General features: G+C 40.0%; 25 protein-coding genes and 1 pseudogene. 5 read left to right on the top strand and 21 right to left on the bottom strand.

Annotated elements, in window-relative coordinates; translation table 11 throughout:
- Positions 1–15 precede the first annotated feature (15 nt).
- The 14 genes from QFZ72_RS11005 to QFZ72_RS10940 all read right to left on the bottom strand — a co-directional run bounded on the left by QFZ72_RS11005 (position 16) and on the right by QFZ72_RS10940 (position 13,023).
- Positions 16–1,203 (bottom strand): pyridoxal phosphate-dependent aminotransferase, encoded by a 1,188-nt coding sequence (locus QFZ72_RS11005; RefSeq protein ID WP_307433054.1) that lies wholly within the window; start codon positions 1,201–1,203, stop codon positions 16–18.
- Positions 1,204–1,215: 12 nt separating this feature from the next.
- The gene (locus QFZ72_RS11000) at positions 1,216–1,707 is read right to left on the bottom strand and encodes a cell wall elongation regulator TseB-like domain-containing protein (RefSeq protein ID WP_307433051.1); all 492 of its coding nucleotides are present in this window, start codon (positions 1,705–1,707) and stop codon (positions 1,216–1,218) included.
- Positions 1,708–1,718: 11 nt separating this feature from the next.
- Positions 1,719–1,889, bottom strand: a complete 171-nt coding sequence (locus QFZ72_RS10995) for a YpmA family protein (protein WP_070878095.1) — start codon at positions 1,887–1,889, stop codon at positions 1,719–1,721.
- Between the two features lie 248 nt (positions 1,890–2,137).
- A complete protein-coding gene (gene dinG, locus QFZ72_RS10990; RefSeq protein ID WP_307433046.1) occupies positions 2,138–4,933 on the bottom strand; it encodes an ATP-dependent DNA helicase DinG in 2,796 nt (931 codons plus the stop codon).
- Between the two features lie 94 nt (positions 4,934–5,027).
- Positions 5,028–5,411, bottom strand: coding sequence for an aspartate 1-decarboxylase (panD, locus tag QFZ72_RS10985; protein WP_307433043.1), 384 nt, complete (start codon positions 5,409–5,411; stop codon positions 5,028–5,030).
- Between the two features lie 39 nt (positions 5,412–5,450).
- Positions 5,451–6,308: a pantoate--beta-alanine ligase gene (gene panC / locus QFZ72_RS10980; protein ID WP_307433040.1), complete on the bottom strand. Its 858-nt coding sequence runs from the start codon at positions 6,306–6,308 to the stop codon at positions 5,451–5,453.
- Complete coding sequence (gene panB / locus QFZ72_RS10975; protein WP_307433037.1) at positions 6,305–7,147, bottom strand: 3-methyl-2-oxobutanoate hydroxymethyltransferase; 843 nt, start codon at positions 7,145–7,147, stop codon at positions 6,305–6,307. The genes panC and panB overlap by 4 nt, the downstream gene beginning before the upstream one ends.
- Positions 7,148–7,436: 289 nt before the next feature.
- Positions 7,437–8,420 carry a biotin--[acetyl-CoA-carboxylase] ligase gene (locus tag QFZ72_RS10970; RefSeq protein ID WP_307433035.1) on the bottom strand — a complete coding sequence of 328 codons (984 nt, stop codon included), beginning with the start codon at positions 8,418–8,420 and terminating at the stop codon, positions 7,437–7,439.
- Positions 8,405–9,604 carry a CCA tRNA nucleotidyltransferase gene (locus QFZ72_RS10965; protein WP_307433033.1) on the bottom strand — a complete coding sequence of 400 codons (1,200 nt, stop codon included), beginning with the start codon at positions 9,602–9,604 and terminating at the stop codon, positions 8,405–8,407. Before QFZ72_RS10965 ends, QFZ72_RS10970 begins: the two co-directional genes overlap by 16 nt.
- A complete protein-coding gene (gene bshA, locus QFZ72_RS10960; protein ID WP_307433030.1) occupies positions 9,597–10,742 on the bottom strand; it encodes an N-acetyl-alpha-D-glucosaminyl L-malate synthase BshA in 1,146 nt (381 codons plus the stop codon). The genes QFZ72_RS10965 and bshA overlap by 8 nt, the downstream gene beginning before the upstream one ends.
- Positions 10,739–11,479 carry a bacillithiol biosynthesis deacetylase BshB1 gene (gene bshB1 / locus QFZ72_RS10955; RefSeq protein ID WP_307433028.1) on the bottom strand — a complete coding sequence of 247 codons (741 nt, stop codon included), beginning with the start codon at positions 11,477–11,479 and terminating at the stop codon, positions 10,739–10,741. Before bshB1 ends, bshA begins: the two co-directional genes overlap by 4 nt.
- On the bottom strand, positions 11,442–11,870 hold the full coding sequence (mgsA, locus tag QFZ72_RS10950; protein WP_307433025.1) for a methylglyoxal synthase: 429 nt from the start codon (positions 11,868–11,870) through the stop codon (positions 11,442–11,444). The genes bshB1 and mgsA overlap by 38 nt, the downstream gene beginning before the upstream one ends.
- A gap of 13 nt (positions 11,871–11,883) precedes the next feature.
- A complete protein-coding gene (gene dapB / locus QFZ72_RS10945) occupies positions 11,884–12,681 on the bottom strand; it encodes a 4-hydroxy-tetrahydrodipicolinate reductase (RefSeq protein ID WP_307433022.1) in 798 nt (265 codons plus the stop codon).
- Positions 12,682–12,693: 12 nt separating this feature from the next.
- Positions 12,694–13,023: a nucleotide pyrophosphohydrolase gene (locus tag QFZ72_RS10940; protein ID WP_252201291.1), complete on the bottom strand. Its 330-nt coding sequence runs from the start codon at positions 13,021–13,023 to the stop codon at positions 12,694–12,696.
- A gap of 152 nt (positions 13,024–13,175) precedes the next feature.
- On the opposite strand from QFZ72_RS10940, the pseudogene QFZ72_RS10935 reads away from it, so the two are divergent.
- Positions 13,176–14,049: pseudogene (locus QFZ72_RS10935) on the top strand (YitT family protein).
- Positions 14,050–14,258: 209 nt separating this feature from the next.
- Here the strand turns inward: QFZ72_RS10935 and QFZ72_RS10930 are convergent.
- On the bottom strand, positions 14,259–15,155 hold the full coding sequence (locus tag QFZ72_RS10930; protein WP_307433017.1) for a LysR family transcriptional regulator: 897 nt from the start codon (positions 15,153–15,155) through the stop codon (positions 14,259–14,261).
- Positions 15,156–15,322: 167 nt separating this feature from the next.
- Here QFZ72_RS10930 and QFZ72_RS10925 point away from each other — a divergent pair, with 167 nt between their 5' ends.
- The 4 genes from QFZ72_RS10925 to QFZ72_RS10910 are packed head-to-tail and all read left to right on the top strand — an operon-like array spanning position 15,323 to position 17,863.
- Positions 15,323–15,712 carry a tautomerase family protein gene (locus QFZ72_RS10925; RefSeq protein ID WP_307433015.1) on the top strand — a complete coding sequence of 130 codons (390 nt, stop codon included), beginning with the start codon at positions 15,323–15,325 and terminating at the stop codon, positions 15,710–15,712.
- A 32-nt stretch (positions 15,713–15,744) separates the two neighbouring features.
- Complete coding sequence (locus QFZ72_RS10920; protein WP_307433013.1) at positions 15,745–16,494, top strand: YbfB/YjiJ family MFS transporter; 750 nt, start codon at positions 15,745–15,747, stop codon at positions 16,492–16,494.
- Positions 16,491–16,736 carry an MFS transporter gene (locus tag QFZ72_RS10915; protein WP_307433010.1) on the top strand — a complete coding sequence of 82 codons (246 nt, stop codon included), beginning with the start codon at positions 16,491–16,493 and terminating at the stop codon, positions 16,734–16,736. The genes QFZ72_RS10920 and QFZ72_RS10915 overlap by 4 nt, the downstream gene beginning before the upstream one ends.
- Before the next feature lie 35 nt (positions 16,737–16,771).
- Positions 16,772–17,863 (top strand): NAD(P)H-dependent flavin oxidoreductase, encoded by a 1,092-nt coding sequence (locus QFZ72_RS10910; RefSeq protein WP_307433008.1) that lies wholly within the window; start codon positions 16,772–16,774, stop codon positions 17,861–17,863.
- Positions 17,864–17,956: 93 nt separating this feature from the next.
- Here the strand turns inward: QFZ72_RS10910 and ypjB are convergent, their stop codons facing one another.
- The 6 genes from ypjB to QFZ72_RS10880 form a co-directional block, all read right to left on the bottom strand.
- The gene (gene ypjB / locus QFZ72_RS10905; RefSeq protein WP_307433005.1) at positions 17,957–18,766 is read right to left on the bottom strand and encodes a sporulation protein YpjB; all 810 of its coding nucleotides are present in this window, start codon (positions 18,764–18,766) and stop codon (positions 17,957–17,959) included.
- A 95-nt stretch (positions 18,767–18,861) separates the two neighbouring features.
- A complete protein-coding gene (lhaT, locus tag QFZ72_RS10900; protein ID WP_307433001.1) occupies positions 18,862–19,455 on the bottom strand; it encodes a lipoprotein heptaprenylglyceryl N-acetyltransferase LhaT in 594 nt (197 codons plus the stop codon).
- 81 nt (positions 19,456–19,536) lie between these two features.
- Positions 19,537–20,304: a menaquinol-cytochrome c reductase cytochrome b/c subunit gene (locus QFZ72_RS10895; protein WP_252201296.1), complete on the bottom strand. Its 768-nt coding sequence runs from the start codon at positions 20,302–20,304 to the stop codon at positions 19,537–19,539.
- Between the two features lie 77 nt (positions 20,305–20,381).
- On the bottom strand, positions 20,382–21,056 hold the full coding sequence (gene qcrB / locus QFZ72_RS10890; RefSeq protein ID WP_029280290.1) for a menaquinol-cytochrome c reductase cytochrome b subunit: 675 nt from the start codon (positions 21,054–21,056) through the stop codon (positions 20,382–20,384).
- A 3-nt stretch (positions 21,057–21,059) separates the two neighbouring features.
- The gene (locus QFZ72_RS10885) at positions 21,060–21,569 is read right to left on the bottom strand and encodes a Rieske (2Fe-2S) protein (RefSeq protein WP_307432993.1); all 510 of its coding nucleotides are present in this window, start codon (positions 21,567–21,569) and stop codon (positions 21,060–21,062) included.
- Between the two features lie 141 nt (positions 21,570–21,710).
- Positions 21,711–22,166 carry a YpiF family protein gene (locus QFZ72_RS10880; protein ID WP_307432990.1) on the bottom strand — a complete coding sequence of 152 codons (456 nt, stop codon included), beginning with the start codon at positions 22,164–22,166 and terminating at the stop codon, positions 21,711–21,713.
- Between the last annotated feature and the right edge of the window lie 47 nt (positions 22,167–22,213).

Genomic DNA, 22,213 nt, shown 5'->3' with positions numbered 1-22,213 from the left:
ACGGCTCATCTTTTATCAATGAACACTGTTTTCTTTTACAAATCGATCAATTCTGACTAAAGCTTCTTCTAGTGTATGAAGAGAAGTTGCATATGAAAGCCTTACATTGTCAGGTGCTCCAAAACCGGATCCAGGGACAATCGCCACTTTTTCTTTTTCAAGCAATGCTTCTACAAAGTCATCTACATTTGCAAAGCCGGTACTTTCTGCCGCTTGCTTGGCATTAGGGAAAAGATAAAAAGCTCCCTGAGGCTTTAAGCATGTAATTCCAGGAATCGAAACAAGCTTATCATAAATAATATTCAGGCGTTCTTCAAATGCTTTTCTCATCTCTTCCACCGGTTCCTGTGAACCTGCATATGCAGCAATCGATGCATATTGAGCAATTGAAGTCGGATTCGATGTGCTGTGGCTTGCAAGGTTTGTCATTGCTTTAATGATTTGCTCATTTCCGGCGGCATACCCTATTCTCCAACCAGTCATCGAATGCGATTTTGAAACACCGTTAATGATAATTGTCTGCTGTTTTAATTCCTCAGAAATCTCGGCAATGGATACATGAGTATTTTCGTCATAAATTAATTTTTCATAAATTTCATCTGAAACAATCAGCACATTATGCTCTAGGCAGATGCTTCCCAGCTCTTCAAGCTCTTCTTTTGAATAAAGCATTCCTGTTGGATTACTTGGAGAGTTAATGATGACAGCCTTGGTTTTATCCGTGATTGCTTCTTTAAGCTGATCCGGAGTCATTTTAAACTGATTCTCTTCGAGCGCGTTAACATATACAGGCACACCATCTGCAAGCTTGACTTGTTCAGGATAGCTTACCCAATAAGGAGCAGGAATGATTACTTCATCTCCTTTATTGAGAAGAACTTGAAAAAGTGTGTAGAGAGCATGCTTTGCACCTGTGCAGACGATAATTTCACCCGGTTCATACGAAAGACTTTGGTCCTTCTGAAACTTGCCGATAATTTCTTTTTTCAGCTCTGCAAGTCCGCCTGCAGGTGTATATTTTGTCTGTCCCGCATTCATTGAATGAACAGCTGCATCAATAATATGCTGTGGTGTATTAAAATCAGGTTCCCCAGCTCCGAGTCCAATCACATCATGACCGGCGGCTTTAAGCTCTTTTGCTTTTGCTGTAATCGCTAAAGTGGATGAAGGTGTTAATGCAGATACTCTATCGGCTAATTTCATGGATGTGGCCCCCTATTTTTTAATTGCAATATGCTTTCTTATTTCACCATTGCTGAAGTTTATTAAATCATATGTATAACGATTTTGATCGTCAATATATTTTACTTCCCAAAGCGGTATGGTCTTTTCCATTCCAAGCTTGACGCTTATCACTTTTTCAGGATTTTGTTCTGCTTTTACAATTTCCAGCGCTTTTTTTTCTGTAATGCCGTCAGCGGCAAGCTTCAGCACAGGTTTTTCCTTGCTGTCCTCAGGAACCCATACATAAACAGCTTCATTGCTCTTATTCAAGCCTGTAATCACGTAATATTGTTTAAGGCCATTAAACGTTTCAACACTTTCGGCATTTTTCAGGTCCGTTTCCTTCAATGCACGCGCAATAGCTTCTTCATGTCCATCGTTCTTTTGAGCCATGGCTGAATGATAAACGGTGAAAAAGGCTCCCAGTGCAACCAGCAGAAAAACGGATAAAACGCTTGCTCCGATTATTATTTTTTTCCCCATGTTTCGAATCCCTACGTTCTGTAAATCGTAAATACGGCTTTATTTTTATCATCCTGATCAAGTGCAAGCCCAAACATCAAATTTTCTCTCTTCAACGTCCGATTTAACCCATCGACAATTTTATAGAGGTCATCTGAGTGCTCTACGGTTACAGTTGATAAAATTTCAATTTTACTTTCCATGACCAATTCCTCCTATGCAAAAACAAAAATTGTAACTTATATGTCAGCCTCAAAGGGCAACAATAACAAATACAGACAACATGATGTTGTTTTATGTACCCATTATAACAGTATCATTATCAATTAGTGAAAATAAATTTTCTCCTACCCACACCATTGCCTGTGCAGCTCGCACAGGCTTTTTTCATATGCCTCTTTTTGTAAGTTTCACAATTTTATGGCCCTGAGCAAGCTAATGCGTGACGTCATCATTCATTATGATTCCAGCGGATAATTTCATTATGAAGGCGCTCCATAGGCTCTATATGGACATCTATGGACGGCAAGGATGCAATAAAGTGTCTGCCGTACTTCGCTTCAATAATTCGTTTATCAAATACAAAGAGCAGTCCCTTATCCCTTTCAGTCCTGACAAGTCTGCCGAAGCCCTGTTTAAATTTCAGGATTGCTTCAGGAAGTGAATAGTTGTAAAAAGCATTTTCCCCCTGCTTTGTTATCTGTTCGCATTTTGCTGCAACAACTGGATCATCTGGCGGAGAAAAAGGAAGTCTGACGATAATCAAAGTTGTCAGTTCATCACCCGGGAAATCCATGCCTTCCCAAAAAGTGCCCGTTCCAAGAAGAATAGCCTGATCAAATTGACGGAAATTCTTTGTAAGCTTTGAAATGCTTCCGCCTCCCTGACCCATAATCATAAAATCTTCCAGGCTGGAATCGGCTTTTAAGAGCAGATGTGTTTTTTTCAGCATGTCATAAGCCGTAAACAATACGAGCAGCTTTCCTTTTGTGGCCTTTGCAATAGTTGAAACATTTTTAGCTATAGCTGCCGTGTATTCATCAAGGGTCACATGCTGCACAGCTGGAAAATCTGAAGGAATCATTAATTTTGCCTGTTTTTTATAAGTAAATGGCGATTTTATGATTAAGGTCTTCGGATAATAGTCCGCAAGACCAAGCTCTCTGATCATGTAATCAAATGAATGATCTACAGTCAGGGTAGCTGATGTCAGAATCACGCTTTTCATCTCTGCGAAAAATCCATCTGCCAATTGTTCAGATACAGAAACGGGCTGTGAATAGACACTGACAGCGTTTTTGGCTCCCCTTGATTCGATTTCTATCCATTTGACAGCTTCTAATTGTTCTTTGAAAAAAAGTGTATCCAGATCCTTGTATGCAGCACCGAATTTATCAAGGACGGCAAAGTATTCATAAAGAATAAAGGATTCATCTTCATTTTTTATCTTGTGAAAATCTTCTTTTTGTTTATTCATGATTTTTATTAAATCATGAAGCTGAAATTTCACTCTTGCTGCCACCTCTAAAATGGCAAGCCATTTTCTGCTCTGCTTTTGGTTATGTTTAAAACGATGAGTGATCCTGTTCGTTTGCACTTCTTTTTCATTTTGAAGGACATAGCTGTGCAGGGTGCTGAACAGAACCCCATTGTCTTCTACGAGCTGTTTTACGATGACATCCATCTCAAGAAAGGTATCATTTAACCCATTCTTCGAAAAAAGAGCCTGTGTTCTTCGAAGCAAGCCGTTTGTATACAGGTTTCCAAGCTGATTTGTTAAAGCCTGCAGGGTTAAATAGTGCATTCTTGTGCCTAAATGTTCGCATGCGATTCTCTCAAAATGATGTGCTTCATCAATGATCACTTCCTCTATATCATCAAGTAAAGGACTTGATGATGAGATGCTTGAAAGCAAAAGAGAATGATTGGTTATCACAACATCTGCTTTTTTGGCGTTTTCATATGCTCTTTTGAAAAAGCAGCGTGACAGCCAGGGATTTTTATCTGAATTTGATGATTTCTCATCATAATAAAGCCTTTGCCAGAGCAATTTCCCCCCAGAAGGCAAATTCAGTTCATCAAAGTCCCCTGTCTCAGTTTCGGTCAGCCATATTAAGAGCTGTGCTTTCGTTAAAATATTATCGTAGTTGTAATCATCTTCATGCAGATATTTTTCAAATTTGCGCAGGCATAAATAATGGGACTTGCCTTTAAGAACTGCCATATGGAAGGGCTGAACAATGGCATTTCGGAGCATTGGAAATTCTTTTGCCATAACCTGCTGCTGCAAAGCGGTTGTATATGTACTCACTAATACACTTTTTCTTTCAGTCATTGCGTAATAAATAACCGGGATTAAATAGGCAAGCGTTTTTCCGGTTCCTGTACCTGCTTCTATTAATGCATGCTGATGAGATTGAAAGGACTCATAAATTTCCTGCATCATTTTCACTTGCTCAGTCCGCATTTCATACTGCTGAAATTGTCCTGCAATTGGGCCGTTTCTGCCCATCAGCCGATTTGAAAAGGCCTGAAAATCCTCAGTAAGCCGGCTATCATGATCATGATCTTGTTTGGAATGTTTTTTAATTGCAATTGAGCGAAAGACTTCAATATTCTCAGGTTCACTAAGATTAAGCATCCTCTCAGATATGATATCTTCCAGTACATCTTCAATATCGCTGATAAACGAGCGTGATAAACGCTTCAGTGCTTGAAGAGTGGCTGGTGGCAGCCATGCTAATTTTTTTAGAATATGTATAAACAGCTCCCCAGTTACCTCTGCATCGCTGTCGGCACGATGGGGATTGTCATGCCTGATGTTCAGCTCTTCGCACAGCTCAGACAGTTTATAGCTGTCTGCTCCCGGAAAAACAATTCTTGAGAGCTCAACTGTGTCAAGCACAGGTCCAGTAAATCTCTGCATCCCGCTGCGTTCGAGTTCTTCTTGTATAAAGGAAAGATCAAAATGAACGTTATGCGCCACGAAATAAGCATCACTTAAAAGAGAAGAGACTTTTTCAGCAATTTCTTCAAACGGGGCTGCATCCTTTACCATTTCATTTGAAATACCGGTTAATTGCTCAATAAAAAGAGGAATTGGCTTCAGCGGATTGACAAAGCTTGAAAAACGCTCCGCCACCTTGCCGTTATCAATCACCACGGCTGCAAGCTGAATTATACGATCCCCTTTCTTTGGAGAATTTCCAGTCGTTTCAACATCTATTACAACAAATCTTTGTTTCATTTTGATACACCTCAATTAATCGAAAAACCAATAACGTTATTTTACCACTTATAAAGCAAAATCCCCCAAACAATCGGGGGATTTTTAAAAATTTTTATAGGATGGTTGCCGCAGGCTCCTGACCGAGGAGTTCGACAATCTGATTTTTTTCATTCATGATGGCAACTTTAGGTTTATGCTCATGAACTTTTTCCTCAGCTACCATTGCATACGAAATAATAATAACAACATCATCTTCTTGTACAAGCCTTGCTGCTGCCCCGTTCAGGCAAACAACGCCAGACCCTCGCGGACCAGGGATTATATATGTTTCAAATCGTGCGCCATTGTTGTTGTTGACGATTTGAACTTTTTCATTCGGAAGCATATCAACGGCATCCAGAATATCTTCATCAATTGTGATGCTGCCGACATAATTCAAGTTTGCTTCTGTGACTCTTGCACGATGAATTTTCCCCTTCATCATTGTACGAAACATTAAAATCTCCTCCACTGCTGTTCTCTATCTAAAAAAATTTCATTCGTTATCATTTAATTCGATTGTAATATTATCAATTAGCCTTGCTTTTGTAAACTTGACAGCAATTGCAAGGATAACCTTCCCCTTCAATTCCGCTAAAGCCTCAAGTTCAGGATAAGAATAGATCTCGACATAATCAATCACGCCGGCTGTATGAGCGGACAAATAGGATGACACTGATTCAATGACCGCTGCCGTTGATTTTTCCCCATTAAGCATTATATCTTTTCCTGTCTGCAGGGCTTTATAAAGATGCGGGGCCTGTTTTCTTTCTTCTTCAGTTAAAAAAACGTTGCGGGAGCTTTTCGCAAGGCCATCTTCTTCCCTTACTGTCTGAATCGGAACGAGCTCAACAGGGAAATGGAAGTCTGTAATGAGCCCGCTGACAACCGCTACCTGCTGGGCATCCTTCATTCCGAAATATGCGCGGTCAGGACCGACCAGGTTAAATAGCTTAGTTAGCACCGTTGCTACTCCGTCAAAGTGGCCAGCTCTTGATTTTCCGCATAAAACGTCAGTTCGCTTTTCCACTCTTACTGTAACGGAAGGCTCGTTTTTGTACATTTCGTTCACTGATGGGGCAAAGATATAATCAGCCCCCGCCTCTTTTGCAAGCTGTGAATCCCTCTCCATATTTCTCGGATAGGTATCAAAATCCTCATTCTCTCCAAATTGCAGAGGATTAACAAAAATGCTGATGATCAGGATTTCATTCTGGCTTCTTGCTTCTTTTATTAATTTCAAATGTCCTTCATGAAGAAAGCCCATGGTTGGGACAAAGCCAATCGTCTGCTGTGATTTCTTATGGTCTTTCATTGTCTTCTGCAGTTCTTTTATCGTGGTAATGATTTTCATTTAGCTTGCGTACCTCCATATAAGGACTGAAGTTCATCATCCTTCATCGTGAAGGTATGTTTTTGCTCAGGAAATTGTCTGCTTTTTACCTCTTGAACGTATTCATTTAAAGAAGTTTTTATTTGACCGCCGATGTTTGTGTATTGCTTAACAAATTTCGGCACACGGTTAACACCGTATCCCAGTACATCATGATAAACAAGCACTTGTCCATCTGTTTCTGCTCCTGCACCGATTCCGATGACAGGTATATTTAATCTATTTGAAATTTCTGAAGCGAGCTGTCTTGGCACACATTCAAGCACTAAAGCAATTGCGCCTGCTTCTTCGCACTGTTTTGCGTCATGAATTAATTTTTTTGCACTTTCTGCATCTTTTGCCTGTACCTTATAACCGCCAAGTACACCAACTGACTGGGGAGTAAGCCCTAAATGGGCAACGACAGGCACCCCCGCTTTTGTAAGCGCTTCAATAATTGGCAGCACATCATCAGCGCCTTCAACCTTTACAGCATGAGCCCCGCTTTGCTGCATAATTTCAGCTGCATTTTTTAAAGATTGCTCTTTTGAAAAGTGATACGACATAAAAGGCATATCTGTCACAATGAAAGTAGATGGCGCACCTCTTTTGACAGCCTTTGTGTGATGAATCATATCGCTTACTGTAACCGGCACTGTAGAATCATAACCGAGTACAACCATGCCAAGGGAATCACCGACTAAAATCATATCCACGCCAGACTCTTCTGCAAGCTTAGCTGAAGGAAAATCGTATGCTGTTAGCATCACAATCGGTTCATGCTGCTGCTTCATTTTCATAAAATCTAATCTTGTTTTCATTTTTTCCCCTCCCATTAATTGCAGAGGAATTTCGTAACCGAAAAGACATGAAAAAACCTTCTTCAAATAGGAAGAAGGATTATACTCATCGTATCCAGCCGGTTGTTCATCCCTCTGTCCCAGTCCGCATTCCGGATCAAGGCAGAACTTTTATTAAAAAATGTAATAAAACTTAGTGCAGGTGCAGTTCCAGCTAAGGATACTACCCGACAAGAATTATAACAGAAAATAAAACGGGATACCACTTTATTAGGCTCATGTTAAAAGGAATATTTTTGGCTAAAACTTACTAAGACTGAATTTCGATATCGGCAGAATATATTTTTTCAATGTTGCCTTCGTTTGTTTCTAAAAGCAGCACACCTTCATCATCTATTCCGATGGCACGCCCGCGAATTGTACCCTGAAGGGTTCTTGCAATCAGATTTTTATTGAGGCTGATAGCATAGCTTTCCCATAACAGCTTTACAGGTTTAAATCCATGAATTAAATAGCTGGTATAGAGCTTTTCAAAATTCTTCATTATGGCCTGAATAACCTGTGCTCTGTCAGCTGGCTCACCGGTTTCTGCAGCAATTGAGGTTGCGATTGCCTGCAGCTCCTCGGGAAATTGATCCAAAGTGTGATTGACATTCATTCCGACACCGATGATTACGGAATGGACACTGTCTGCTTCTGCCTGGAGTTCCGTCAGGATGCCGACAATTTTTTTGCCGTTTATGAGAATATCATTCGGCCACTTGATTTCTGGTGTGAGGCCTGTCACCTCTTCAATCGCCTGGATAAGTGCGACAGCAGTCAGCAGCGTTAATTGCGGGGTTTTGTTAATCGGAATCTTTGGTCTTAGAATCATGCTCATCCAAATGCCTGTCTGCTTCGGAGAGTACCACGCTCTTGCCAGTCTGCCTCTCCCGCTTGTCTGCTGATCTGCTACGACAATTGTTCCTTCCTCCGCTCCATTCCCCGCTAATGTGTGGGCAATTTTTTGCGTCGAGGAAATAACCTCTTCAAAATGAATATGACGGCCCATAAATTCTGTCTTCAGTCCAAGCTGTATTTCATTGCCGCTGATTTTGTCAGGCTTATGAGTGATCCTGTAGCCGCGCTTTCTCACAGCCTCAAGCTCATACCCTTCGCTTCTTAAATCTTCAATATGCTTCCAGACTGCCGTTCTTGAGCAGCCAAGTGTTTCACTTAGTTTTTGACCGGATAGAAATTCTCCTTCAGCTTCTGAAAAAGCCTGCAACAATCGTGTTCTTAGATCAGATTGCACGATCTTAACATCTCCTTAATAGCTTCCTTGCTGTTTTCGACTTCATCGTTTACAACGGCAAGCTCAATCTTTTTAAGTAATTCACCCATCCACGGGCCAGGCTTTTGACCGCTGATCTGCATCAGGTCAGCTCCGCCAATCGCGAGTTCATTTTTAGAGTGAATCGGCAGACTTTTATAGAATACTTGAAGCTCTGCCATTCGCCCTTGGGACATCGTTTCTCCTTTTATTAAACAATAAACGGCTTCCACTTCAAGAGTGCATGGCAAGCCTGCATCGTATACGGACTGCCTTGTCAATTCACCCTCTTTGCGTTTCTGCAAATAAAAGATGTTTTTCGCGATCATCCAGATTTGGCGGTTTGAAAGCTTCCATTTCCTTAAAAATGCTTCAATGCTGCTTATTTCTAAAACATCCAGCAAAGCCGTCCATCGTTCTTCATTTGAAGACAAGCCGTTGATTGGCAGGATACTAGCATTCAGCAGCAGCTGTTTTTTCCCTTTTAATCCTGGAAGGTAATCGATGATACCTGTATCCGCCACAAGCTTCATCGCTTGACTGCTTCCTTTACCGGCCATGATTTTTTCAAACTCTGCCGTTTTTCGCTCGACAGATATATTTTCAAGCAATGGCACTTTTTCGCAAATTGCATCAAGTGTTTCTCTGCTTAAAGAAAATCCGAGCTGGCTGACAAATCTGACCGCTCTCATCATTCTTAACGCATCTTCGGAAAAACGCTCATGCGGACTGCCGACTGTTGTAATCAGCTTAGCTTTGGCATGTTCTTTGCCTTGAAAAAAATCAATAATGGTTCCTGCATCATCCATCGCCATTGCATTAACGGTAAAATCCCGCCTTTTCAAATCTTCTTTCAGGGAAGAAACAAATGTGACCCCCCTTGGTCTGCGATTGTCTTCATAAGCAGACTCCGTTCTGAAAGTCGTAATTTCATAATGGATGCCATTTACAATTACAATCATTGTTCCATGCTCTGAACCAATATCAATTGTTTTCTCAAACAGAGCTTTCACCTGATCCGGGGTTGCAGAAGATGCGATATCTACATCTTTTATTTCGCTTTTAAGCAGCTGATCTCTTACAGAACCGCCGACAAAATAGGCTTCAAAACCATGTTCTTTTAACCTTTTTATAACTGGAAGAGCCTCTTGAAACTCTTTATTCATCCCGCTCACCTGAAGAAAGGAGGCTATAGTACAGATCCTCATACTGTTTGACAATAATGCTTGAATGAAACTCTTCTTTTGCAACTCTCATCGATTCTGCAGCCATTCGGCTGTACAGCTGTTTGTCCGTCAGAATAGAAGTTGTTTTCTCAGTGATCGTTTTAATATCTCCTACGTCACATAAGAAACCGGACATTCCGTCTCTAATCACTTCAGGAATGCCTCCAATGTTTGTCGCAACACAAGGAACTCCGCAGGCCATTGCCTCTAAGAGGACAAGTCCAAAGCTCTCTTTTTCAGATAGAAGGAGCTTTACATCACTAATGGAATATAACTCTTCCAAGTGATTTTGCTTTCCAAGAAAAAGGACGTTTTTTTCGACCCCAAGTTCCCTGACCAGCTTGCACACAGATGTCATTTCAGGACCGTCGCCTACAAGCAGAAGCTTTGATTTTACGTTGTCTAGTACACGAGCAAACACACGGACAACATCCTGAACACGTTTTACCTGCCGGAAATTAGAGACATGGATGATGACCTTCTCGTCTTTTGAAATTCCATACTCGCTTTTTAAATGGGCCGCGTTCTTTTTTTGATAAATGCGTTCATCAATAAAATTATAAACTGTCTGAATTTTTTTATCAGGATTCAGCAGATCATAGGTTTGGTCAGCGAGTGCTCTAGATACAGCTGTAACCGAATCAGAAGCTTCAATGCCAAACTTGATCATATTTGAAAGGGATAAATCATGTCCTAAAACCGTAATATCCGTTCCGTGCAGAGTAGTGACAATCTTTAGATGATCACCTGTCATTTGTTTGGCCAGGTGAGCGCAAATAGCATGTGGAACAGCATAGTGGACATGAAACAGGTCCAGTTCTTCCCGCTTTGCAACTTCGGCCATTTTACTTGCAAGGGCAAGATCGTACGGGGGATGTTTAAAGACAGAGTACTGATTAACCTCTACTTCATGGAAGTAAATATTATGATACATTTTGTTTAATCGGAACGGTCTGCTTGTTGTGACAAAATGTATCTCATGTCCATTTTCAGCCAGCTTTTTTCCAAGCTCCGTTGCTACTACGCCTGAACCGCCCACTGTAGGGTAGCAGGTTATGCCTATTTTTAATTTTTTCATAAACTGTCCCCTATTAAATCTTTATCGAGCAAAATCGGGGATTTTGTTAAAAATCCCTCTGCGTACTTAACGCCTGCCTCTTTGCCGAATAAGCGCTCACGGCTCTCAACACTTTCTATATAACCATTAATTAGTGGCGTGATTAATGAAGTATCACTTTTAATAAACTGACTTTCATATGCTTTTAAACTAGAGAGTTTTTTCTCCATAGTTTCAGTTATATCCACCACAAAATCAGGCTTGTGGTACCCATTAATCATGTAATAGTAGAGGCGGTTTACCCGATGAGGCAAAAGACCTCCGGGTTCCCTCACCTTTTTCACACCTGCTGAAAAGCTAGCTTCTTCAACCAATTTCGCACAATTTCCATGATCGGGATGGCGGTCTTCGAACCACGGAACAAATACAAGCCGCGGCTTATATTCCCGAATAACCGATACAATCTTTTCAATATATTGTTCTTTCAGGAATAGGCCTCTGTCAGGCAGGCCCAGAAAAATCCGTTTATGTATGCCGAGAATACTTGATGCCCGTTCTGCTTCTTCCTGTCTGAGCTTTACTGTTCCATTGGATGAAAGCTCTGCTTCTGTTAAATCGCATATGCCAATTTTATAACCTTGCTCTGCGTATTTTGCAAGAGTTCCTCCCATCCCGATTTCGGCATCATCAGGATGAGCTCCGAAGGCAAGGATATCAAGTTTATTCTTTTCCATAGTCGTCATCGATTTCTTTGTCATTTACAATTGATCTCCATTTCAAATCACCGCGTTCGAGTCCATGAATAAGGATTTCAGCAGTTCCCATGTTTGTCGCTAGCGGAACGGCATATACATCACATAAACGGATAAGAGCTGTAACATCAGGCTCATGTGGCTGCGCTGTCAGCGGATCTCGGAAAAAGATGACCATATCCATTGCATTGTTTGCGATGCAGGCCCCAATTTCCTGATCGCCGCCGAGAGGGCCTGATTGAAAACGGTGGATGCTGAGTCCGGTAGCTTCGGATACTTTAAAACCGGTTGTTCCTGTTGCATATAGCTTGTGGTTCTCAAGAATTCCTTTATAAGCAAGCGTAAATTGAATTAAATCATTTTTTTTCTTATCGTGAGCTATGAGTGCAATATTCATCAGACATTCCCCTTTAGTCGATTAAATTTTCAAGCCCGTATACCAGTACATCAAGTTTCATAACCTGCTCCACACATAATTTCACGCCAGACATGAAGGATGCCCGATTAAAAGAATCGTGACGGATGGACAATGTCTGCCCGTCCCCTCCAAACAAGACTTCCTGATGGGCGACAAGTCCAGGCAGGCGGATGCTGTGAACATGAATTCCCTGATAATTAGCTCCCCTTGCTCCCTCTAACGTTTCTTTTTCGTCAGGATGGCCCTGTTCTTTTGCCTCTCTCACCACAGAAATCATTTCGGCTGTTTTAAGACCTGTGCCAGATGGTGCATCAAGCTTTTGATCATGATGCATTTCGAGGATTTCTACGTCGTTGAAGTATTTTGCAGCCATTTGTGAGAATTTCATCATTAGAATAGCTCCAATTGCAAAGTTTGGTGCGATAATGGCACCAATTCCCCTGTCTTCGGTAAGCTCTTCAAGCTCCTTTAAATCTGGATCCGAAAATCCAGTCGTTCCCACAACAGGTCTTACGCCATATTCAAGTGCCTTCTTTGTATGAATTTTTCCGATTTCAGGTGTTGTTAAGTCAATTAAAACGTCTGGCTTCGTCTCGGAAAAGCATTTCTCAATATCTGTGTAGATAATGGCGTCACTTTTAAAATCATCTGCTTCACTGAGCTTTTGCCCTTCATATTTGTGATCAATTACACCGGCAAGCGAAAAGTGTGCTGTTTCCTCTACAAGCTTTACTGCTTCTCTTCCCATTCTTCCCCTAGGGCCTGCAATTACAATTTTGATTGTTTCCATGTCTGTTTCTCCTTAAGAATCTTTTTTTGTCCAGCGGTCTTTGTCTCTAGTATTAAATTTTTTCATCACAAGATTATGAGCTTCTTCAAGATCAATATTTAAGGAATTGGCAAGACAAATTAACACAAATAGAATGTCGCCTGCTTCTTCCTCTATCTTTTTTTCCTGTTCTGTCTGCTTTTTTGGTTTTTCACCGTATGTATGATTTATTTCACGGGCGAGTTCGCCCATTTCTTCTGTTAGCCTTGCCATCATGGCAAGCGGGCTGAAGTAGCCTTCTTTAAACTGCCCGATATAGTCGTCAACTTCTTTTTGAAGATCTTTCATCGTTTTATTGCTCATGATTCTTCACCTCTTCTTTATTCCTTTCCATGTTAGCGGGTCTGAGCCTTTTTGACAAATTATTTGGTATTGTTTCAGGCTCAGATTGCACCTTTTGTTTCCATCATCTATAATATTATCGCTAAGACTTAGAGCAGAGGATGATGTACAGCATGTTCAATCAGTTAAAAATACGAAATATTTTCTTTATTTTACTCGGATCAGCTATATTTGCGTTTGGTCTAGTTCATTTTAACATGCAGAACAATTTGGCTGAAGGCGGTTTTACCGGAATTACCCTGCTTTTATATTTTATTTTCAATATCGACCCTTCCATTTCAAATCTCGTGCTGAACATTCCGATTTTTTTTATCGGCTGGAAGCTGCTTGGCAGAACAACCTTCCTCTACACCATAATTGGAACTGTCGCATTATCCGTTTTTCTATGGCTGTTTCAGCGATTCCAGATTTATATGCCGTTAAAAGACGACCTGACTCTAGCCGCTTTATTTGCAGGAGTTTTTATCGGTGTCGGGCTTGGAATCATCTTCAGATACGGCGGAACAACCGGCGGAGTAGACATCATTGCAAGGCTTGTACATAAATATAAAGGCGTCAGCATGGGCAAAAACGATGTTCATGTTTGATTTTGTTGTCATTGCCCTCTCTCTTGTCACATATTTATCCTATAAGGAAGCGATGTATACATTAGTGGCAGTATTCATTGCTGCAAAAGTCATTGACTTTATGCAGGAAGGTGCTTATGCAGCCAAAGGAGCCACCATCATATCTGAGCGAAACGGGGAGATTGCGGATAAAATCATGCAGGAGATGGACCGCGGTGCAACCATCTTAAAAGGTCAGGGTTCTTTCACTAAAATGGACCGCAACGTTTTATATTGCGTGGTCGGCAAAAATGAAATTGTCCGGCTTAAAACGGTCATTACCTCTGTTGATCCTCATGCATTTGTCGCAGTAAGTGATGTTCACGATGTGCTTGGCGAGGGATTTACATTAGATGCTGATAAAAATCCAATTCACCGTTAATACATTTTATAAAGCCATTCAAGCAAAAAAGCCTATAAATTTTAAATATATATAAGAACAATTAGTTACCTAAATATAAAGCCTGTATCTTAGATTACCGAGTAATCATTGATACAGGCTTTTTTATACTCCTTGTTGAACTAACGCACCCGTTAGTTTTAAGTACATTTGTTCATAATCTTTGTACATTGAAGAAAATATCTCTCCATTTAAATTAACCTTTTATTATCTAACAATTCCTCCTCATCACATAACATATTGATAAATTTAATTAAAGACGCAGGTACATACTTTTCTTTTCGATAAATGAATACTGTTTTGACTTTTCCGTATAGATTCGGAATTGAATGTTGTCTAATGATTCCGTCTTGTACATGCTTTGTAATCGCACTTTGTGGAAGCATACTTATACCTAGACCAGCTGCTACACAACCGATGATCCCATCTATAGTGCCAAATTCCATTATCTTATTGGGTATCATCTTCTCTTGGTATAACCATTGTTCAAACTTTTCACGATAAGCACATCCTGTATGAAATACAAGCAGTGACCTTGTTTGAATTTCTTTGATAGAAGAAGATATTGGAGGATGAACTGTATCTGTAATGAGCATTAGTTCCTCTTCGAATACTTCTTTCTGAATGAGATCAGGATGATTAATAGGGCCAGACACAAATGCTCCATCAAGTTCATTCTGAAGAACTGCTTGAATATTTTGTTCCGTAGAGCCTGTTTTTAAAGTTAAATCAACCTCTGGAAAGTCTTTATGATACTTTGAAAATAAGACTGGTAAGCGAACTGCTGCGGTTGTTTCCATTGAACCAATAATTAACGGACCTCTAGGTGTTTGATCATCATTCATCATATTTTTGGTTTCTTCTATAAGATCGAATATTTTTTCTGAATATGTTAGCAACATGCTTCCTTTGTCTGTTAATGCAGTGCCACGATTATGTCTATAAAAAAGAGTTGTTTGAAGATCCGATTCCAACTGTTGTATTTTCATCGTGATATTTGACTGTGCATATTGAAGTTCTCTTGCTGCTTGAGAGATACTCCCCATCTTAGCAACACTTTGGAAAATTTTTAATGTATGCAAATCCAAAATAATCTCTCCTTAGTTGATTATCTTTTAGCCATCATAAAGAGTGATACCAAATATCAATTTTAAGTATTATACCATATAGCAAAGAAAAGATATGCTTATAATATCCTACAATTTAACTGGATTCTCTAAAGACATTATTACTTTTTGAGGGGAGACACACAAAAATGCCATTATTACGTTTTGACTTAGTAGAAGGAAGAAACGAAGAAACTCTTAAAAAATTATTGGATTCAGCTCATCGTGCGATGGTGGAAGCTTTCCAAGTGCCTGAAAGTGATCGTTATCAAATAGTTCATCAGCACCCGCCGCATGAGCTAATCATCGAGGATACTGGACTGGGGTTTAAAAGAAGCAGAGATCTAGTAATTATTAGTATTGTTAGTAAAAAAAGAACTGTAAAACAGAAAGAAACCTTATACTTACTTCTTGCTCATAAACTTGAATCAGAATGTGGGATTTCTCCACAAGACTTGATGGTTTCCATAACAGAAAACAGCGATGCTGACTGGAGTTTTGGGCTAGGGGAAGCACAGTTTCTAACAGGTTCATTATAGTAAAAAAGATATGGTTATAATATACAATTTTATTGAGGTGCATCTATGAAGAAGCATACTTATCTTTTTTTAATAGGGGGAATATTTTTTTAATCATTGCTATGGGGATTGGAAGATTTGCATATACTCCCATTCTTCCGCTTATGCAAAAAGACCTTTCTTTATCCAATACAGCTACTGGTTATATAGCATCTAGCAATTACGCAGGATATTTGCTTGGAGCAATTTTAGCAGGTGCCATTCCATTTAAGAAGTATAGAACCATTTTATTAAGAATAAGTCTAATCATCAGTATCTTAACCACTGCTCTAATGGATCTCACATACTCTAATTTACTTTGGAATGTACTTCGCTTTCTATCAGGGGTTGCCAGTGCCTTTGTGCTGGTCTTAGCCTCTGGTATCGTGTTAGATAAACTTTCAACTATAAGAAAATCCAGTTGGTCGGGGTTGTTTTATGGGGGCGTAGGTTTGGGAATCTTTTTATCCAGTCTAATGATTCCGAGTTTAAACCATTTATTTCGGTGGGAAGGAACATGGATAGGACTAGCTGTTGTGAGTGGAATCCTTGCTATCTTTGTATGGATCTGGCTCGATGAAACCCCCAACGTTGTTGAGAAGAAAAATAAACTAGATATTATTGTAAATGTGGCTCTGCAATCCTTGGGTATTGCGATGCCAGCCTTTTGGATGTCAAAAACTAGTTTTCTCATAAGTGCTTTATTATTAGGGCCACGTTTATGGGTATCACCACCCTTGCTACAACATTGGGACGAGAAATGAATCCATCTAATAGCAGTCGGATTATTGGCATTCTGTCCGCTATTTATGCTATTGGACAGTTGATAGGACCAACCCTTGCTGGAGTCTTATCATCATTCACACATGATTTTAATGCTGCTTTTATTGGCGCGGCAAGTGTTGTCTTCTTTGGGGCAATTTTGCTTTTAAGTGGGATTCATTTCGAGAATAACCCTAACATAAGAAGTTCAACCATCCAATACAAAAAAACAGAAGAGAATTAATTGGGATTAAAATACAAAAATCGGGGGAGTAATTGATGTTAAATAATGAAATGATGAAGCATTTGAAGATTAAGAATCCTATTATACAAGCTCCTATGGCTGGCGGGATCACCACTTCGAATTTAGTAGCCGAGGTATCCAATGCTGGGGGACTTGGAATGATTGGAGCAGGCTATCAGACACCAATACAATCAAGAGAGCAGATTAGAGAAATCAAGCAGTTAACGTCAAACCCTTTTGGCATCAATCTATTCGTGCCAAACGAATTTAACGTAACACCTGACACAGTCCAATCTGCTAACCAGCTTTTACACACTATTCGTAGGCAATTAAATTTAGAACAAACAGACAGCTTTGACATTCCTGAATATAAAAAAATTTTTGAAAGCTTTATTGAACAAGTTAAGGTTGTCATTGAAGAGAATGTATCTATTTGTTCCTTTACATTTGGTATTCCTCCTAAGGAAGTGATAGATGAATTAAAACAGCATAACATCACTCTTATAGGAACAGCTACGACGGTTAGGGAAGCCGTTGAAAATGAAAAGGCAGGAATGGATATGGTTGTTATGCAGGGCAGTGAAGCTGGCGGGCACCGCGGGAACTTTATTGATGGTCATCAGGAGAGCCTTGTAGGTTTAATGTCACTTATTCCGCAGGTTGTTGACAATGTAAGCATACCTGTTATTGCTGCTGGAGGAATTATGGATGGAAGAGGATTAATGGCTTCACTCTGCTTAGGAGCACAAGGTGTACAAATGGGTACAGCTTTCTTGACTTGTATCGAAAGTGGAGCACATAAGGTACATAAAGAAGCCATTTTGAATGCTGATGAAGACCAGACAACCTTTACTCGTGCCTTTTCTGGTAAATGGGCAAGAGGTATTAAAAACAAATTTATTGTAGATATGCTGGAGCATGAATTGGTTGTACCCGAATTTCCTGTTCAAAACCTATTAACTCAAGTAATTAGAAAAACGTGCAGTGGACAAAATAATCAAGATTTCATGTCCCTCTGGTCTGGACAAAGTCCAAGATTAGCCAAAAGTGAAACCGTTGAAATATTAATTAAAAATATTCTTGCAGAAGCCGAAAAAATAAATAAAGTATCATTTTCTCCAAAATGAACTCATAGGAGCATAAAGCGGATAAAAATCCAATTCACCGTTAATACATTTTAAACAATCCATTCAAGCAAAAAAGCCTCTTCCGGAGGCTTTTTATTTATTCATATCACGTTCACGATTCACTTTATCCTTCTCGCCTCTGTACTTCCGCCATCCAGTATACGAAAGGGACAAAAAGATAATGCTGCCAGTTGAAATCATAACCCACAATAATGAAGGATCTGCATCGTCCTCTTTTACCCGATTAAACAAATTCTGCAATTCCTCCTCCATCAATGCAAGCTGATTTACTTGAGACTCTACTGGAATTTGAGTGAAAATAGCATCTTCTACAACAGATCTATGGGCATCCATTCTCTTAAGCTGTTCTGAATCGAGATCCATCATCATGCTTGGATAGACTGTTTCATATAGAGAGACAAATTCATCCCAGTTCTGCTGAAAAGATTGATGATCTCCAATTTTCACATCACCCTTCACTTGAGAAAAAGCCGACATGACGGGCTCTTCCATTGAGCTCCATAAAGGCTGATGCTCAGATGCTGCTGCATCCACCACAAGTCTCAGCTGAATAAGCGCTCTAACTTTCTCATCAGGAGTTATGCCGGTCTCCTGCAGCATTTTGGCTGCTGTTTGCTGTGATGCAGATATTGTGCGAATATCTCTTGCTGAAATACTGCCGTCATCTTTTAAAGTCTTTTCAAACTCTCTTTGAAAATACTCAACTAGCTGAAGTGATTCTTCAAAACGGTTTTGCTTTGACAGCTGAAGAGCTGTATCTGAGAGTTTATTTAAATCTTCCCATTCACCTGTGTGATTTGCCTGATGATCAGCTAAAGCCCAATAAGGAAGTGCGACTATCAATATGACGAAAAACGCAATCACGATTTTTCTTTTTTTCATCCTTGTCCCTCCTACAGCTTCTACTAAAAAAGTATGAAAAAGTGGACAAGGTTAGACCACCTTTTTCACTCAGGACATCAAAAGGCGGTCTGCTGTTAAAGAAAATTTAATTTAAGGGAATTCTTTCTTACGACAAAATAGTATGCGAGATAAATGGAGAAAAGGCTCAGCCAAAATGTAAAATATCCGATTTCAGGCAAATAATTCATCAGAACACTGTATTTTGGCATCATGCCAAACACATAGTCTATGATTTCGTTATGCAGAGTCCATACAGCCGCCGCAATTAAATGCCAAGCCTTGAATCTGTAATATGGGGCATACAGCAGCCCCTGAACAGCCATGCCGAGATGAGAAAGAATGAGCATATAGCCGACCGGGTCAAGCACACCTGTCTCATTAAGCACCAGAAGGTTCATCACAACAGCCCAAATACCGTACTTAAAAAGAGTAATAATGGCAAGGGCTTCAATCAGGGGGAGATTTTTCTTAAATAAAAACCCGAGCATAACGATTGTGAAAAAAAGACTCGCTGTTGGACTGTCAGGGACAAACGGAAGAAAAATAGGCGGTGTCTCATAAAGCTGATATCTGTACCAATAATATCCATAAATCGTTCCGAATAAATTAACAGTGAACATCATAAACAAAAAAGGCTGTTTAACAAGCAGATATTGAAACCACTTCATGTTTGTTCAACTTCTTTCATTCTCAAATATGTATCTATCCTTAAACGTAGAAAAAAAGCTGACTTTTCGTCAGCTTTTCATTTATTTTGATGTAACACTAGAAACAAACTCAGAAAGGACTTTTAATTCTTCATCCGTGCCTTTGAAAATGCCAGCAGGCATTCCACCTTGTCCCTCTTTTGCAATCTTAGCAATTTCTTCTGGTTTTAATCCATTATCAACTAATGAAGGACCAGCAGCTCCGCCTGCTAAGGTATCGCCATGACAGGATACACACGTTTGTTCAGTGAAAATTTTGTACCCTTCTGATTCTTTGTCTATTTCAGCTTCAGCCTTAATTTTCCCTTGTTCTGCAGCTGCTTCCCAGTCATGAGTCGCAACGGATTCCCAAGTTAAAAAAATAGTTGCTGAAACTGCAAGAAGCATCATACCAACAGCAACAGGACGTTTTGAAGGCCTGCGTTCTGGTCCGCGGTCAATAAACGGTGCAAGAAGCAGTGCTCCAAAAGCAAGTCCTGGCATAATAAATGCGCCAATGACTGTATATGGACCGGCAGCATATGTGTATTTCAGCAATTGATATAAGAATAAGAAATACCAGTCCGGCAATGGAATATATCCAGTGTCAGTCGGATCTGCAACACGTTCAAGCGGCGATGGATGCGCCACAGTCAAACATAGGTATCCAATCAGGAAAACGGCTCCGACAAGCCACTCTTTTAAGAGGAAGTTCGGCCAGAACGCTTCCGTTTTACCCGGGTATTCAGAATAATCTTTTGGAATATTCGGTTTTCTTTCAGCTGGAATACGTGAATCTCCAACAAATTTCATCCCTTTTCCGCGATGCATGATTTCCCCTCCTTCTTTGGCAGTTCCGCAAACGAAGTCCGTTTCACTTGCGGTTAATTATTTTAAATCAATTATTATTATAGAGGTCCAGATATACCCTGCTTTCGAATCATGATAAAGTGAGCTCCCATTAGCCCAAACAGTGCTGCAGGAAGGAAGAACACATGAATGGCAAAGAAACGAGTCAATGTCTGTGCACCGACGATTTCAGGGTGGCCAGCAAGCAATGTTTTCACTTGAGTGCCGATAAGCGGTGTGGCTTCAGCTATTTGAAGTCCAACTTTTGTGGCAAATAGCGCTTTCATATCCCAAGGCAATAAATAACCTGTGAAACCCAACCCTAACATAACGAAGAAAATTAAAACGCCAACTACCCAGTTAAGTTCACGAGGCTTTTTGTAGGCACCCTGGAAGAATACCCGCAAAGTATGTAGGAACATCATAACGATAACGAGACTCGCTCCCCAGTGATGCATGCCGCGGACAATTTGTCCGAAAGCGACTTCATTTTGCAGGTAATAAACAGATTCCCATGCATTTTTAATATCGGGAACATAATACATCGTTAAAAACATACCTGATAAAACCTGAATAACTGTTACAAAGAACGTCAGTCCGCCAAAGCAATAAACGAAAGCTGAAAAATGGTGTGCCGGATTTACATGTTCTGGCACTTCATGGTCAGCTATATCTCTCCACATAGGCGTAATATCTAAACGTTCATCAACCCAATCATAAATTTTGTTTAACATTGATTACGCCTCCTTTCGCGGTTTAGCTGAACCAAGATACAAAAATCCATCTTTCACTTCACTGACGAATACATCGAGTGGAGCAAGCGGCGGTGTGCCAGGTACATTTGTACCGTCTTTTTCATAGCGCCCATAGTGGCAAGGACAAAAGAATTGGTTAGGATTTTCAGGGTCACTGTTCCAGTTAACCGTGCATCCTAAATGTTTACATACAGGAGAAAGAGCAACTATATCCCCTTTGTCATTTTTAAAAACCCATGCTGATCTAGGTTCTTCAGACTTGTGCCAGGCATCAACTTGTTTAATTTTAAAATTAAATCGTTGAGGTTCTTTAGTAATTTCATCTACATTCACTACCTGTACAAGATCTTGATCTTCAACCTTGCCCAGTACAGGGTCGAGCGCAAAGCGAACCATTGGCATTAGCATACCCGCAGCCATGAAACCGCCTACACCTGTCAGCGTATAGTTGAGAAATTGTCGTCTTGAAACCCGATGTTTTTTCTCGCTCATCATTTTCCCCCCTCTATCTTAAGCTGAAGTCCGTCAGGACATACGATAAAACCATATAAAACTAGGACAATCTCATGATATATCAATCTTCCAGTAAGGTCAATATTATCCTTTTTTGGAACTTTAAAAATGTAAGGGTTTTTATGAAACCCTCCAAGATTGTAAGAAAATGTTCAAAATTTGACTCACTTGATCCTCAATCATTTTCCTTTTCAGTGACTCGTCCATATGTTCCATAGGAATTGGAGGAAGATAGATCACGCTGTCCTTATGCGGACCGCCTTCATTTCGCCACAATTTATCGCTCGTCACGAAAAAAATATGTTTGAAATTGTCCTTTAATTCATGATACCATTGTAAAATTGTTTTTTCTCTGTCATGCATTTGTTCTGATATGTACGTGCAGGCCGGAAGCAAAAAGATTCTTCCTTTAAGCTGGCGTTCAAGGTCTTCTGTGATCAGCGATGTGTACTCTCCCTCTCCCGCCAAAGATTTCAGATTATCTCCAAATCCTATTTGAACAAGCGGGATAATGGCGGTATCTACATATTCTTTTGACTGAAGAAACATGTTAGTGTCTTCTGATGTCCATTTCATGACTTACAGCTCCCTCTCCTTATTATGTAATAATTATATAGATATTA

The sequence above is a fragment of the Bacillus sp. V2I10 genome (genome assembly GCF_030817055.1).
Taxonomy (GTDB): Bacteria; Bacillota; Bacilli; order Bacillales; family Bacillaceae; genus Bacillus_P.
Note: the sequence above shows the minus strand (reverse complement) of the source record. Positions and strands in the feature narration are given on the sequence as shown.

Excerpts from the sequence above, each read along its gene's own strand:
- QFZ72_RS11005 (WP_307433054.1), bottom strand. The coding sequence starts at position 1,203 with ATGAAATTAGCCGATAGAGTATCTGCATTAACACCTTCATCCACTTTA.
- QFZ72_RS11000 (WP_307433051.1), bottom strand. The coding sequence starts at position 1,707 with ATGGGGAAAAAAATAATAATCGGAGCAAGCGTTTTATCCGTTTTTCTG.
- QFZ72_RS10995 (WP_070878095.1), bottom strand. The coding sequence starts at position 1,889 with ATGGAAAGTAAAATTGAAATTTTATCAACTGTAACCGTAGAGCACTCA.
- dinG (WP_307433046.1), bottom strand. The coding sequence starts at position 4,933 with ATGAAACAAAGATTTGTTGTAATAGATGTTGAAACGACTGGAAATTCT.
- panD (WP_307433043.1), bottom strand. The coding sequence starts at position 5,411 with ATGTTTCGTACAATGATGAAGGGGAAAATTCATCGTGCAAGAGTCACA.
- panC (WP_307433040.1), bottom strand. The coding sequence starts at position 6,308 with ATGAAAATCATTACCACGATAAAAGAACTGCAGAAGACAATGAAAGAC.
- panB (WP_307433037.1), bottom strand. The coding sequence starts at position 7,147 with ATGAAAACAAGATTAGATTTTATGAAAATGAAGCAGCAGCATGAACCG.
- QFZ72_RS10965 (WP_307433033.1), bottom strand. The coding sequence starts at position 9,604 with ATGAATAAAGAGTTTCAAGAGGCTCTTCCAGTTATAAAAAGGTTAAAA.
- bshA (WP_307433030.1), bottom strand. The coding sequence starts at position 10,742 with ATGAAAAAATTAAAAATAGGCATAACCTGCTACCCTACAGTGGGCGGT.
- bshB1 (WP_307433028.1), bottom strand. The coding sequence starts at position 11,479 with ATGACAAAGAAATCGATGACGACTATGGAAAAGAATAAACTTGATATC.
- mgsA (WP_307433025.1), bottom strand. The coding sequence starts at position 11,870 with ATGAATATTGCACTCATAGCTCACGATAAGAAAAAAAATGATTTAATT.
- dapB (WP_307433022.1), bottom strand. The coding sequence starts at position 12,681 with ATGGAAACAATCAAAATTGTAATTGCAGGCCCTAGGGGAAGAATGGGA.
- QFZ72_RS10940 (WP_252201291.1), bottom strand. The coding sequence starts at position 13,023 with ATGAGCAATAAAACGATGAAAGATCTTCAAAAAGAAGTTGACGACTAT.
- QFZ72_RS10925 (WP_307433015.1), top strand. The coding sequence starts at position 15,323 with ATGCCATTATTACGTTTTGACTTAGTAGAAGGAAGAAACGAAGAAACT.
- QFZ72_RS10915 (WP_307433010.1), top strand. The coding sequence starts at position 16,491 with ATGAATCCATCTAATAGCAGTCGGATTATTGGCATTCTGTCCGCTATT.
- QFZ72_RS10910 (WP_307433008.1), top strand. The coding sequence starts at position 16,772 with ATGTTAAATAATGAAATGATGAAGCATTTGAAGATTAAGAATCCTATT.
- ypjB (WP_307433005.1), bottom strand. The coding sequence starts at position 18,766 with ATGAAAAAAAGAAAAATCGTGATTGCGTTTTTCGTCATATTGATAGTC.
- lhaT (WP_307433001.1), bottom strand. The coding sequence starts at position 19,455 with ATGAAGTGGTTTCAATATCTGCTTGTTAAACAGCCTTTTTTGTTTATG.
- QFZ72_RS10895 (WP_252201296.1), bottom strand. The coding sequence starts at position 20,304 with ATGCATCGCGGAAAAGGGATGAAATTTGTTGGAGATTCACGTATTCCA.
- qcrB (WP_029280290.1), bottom strand. The coding sequence starts at position 21,056 with ATGTTAAACAAAATTTATGATTGGGTTGATGAACGTTTAGATATTACG.
- QFZ72_RS10885 (WP_307432993.1), bottom strand. The coding sequence starts at position 21,569 with ATGAGCGAGAAAAAACATCGGGTTTCAAGACGACAATTTCTCAACTAT.
- QFZ72_RS10880 (WP_307432990.1), bottom strand. The coding sequence starts at position 22,166 with ATGAAATGGACATCAGAAGACACTAACATGTTTCTTCAGTCAAAAGAA.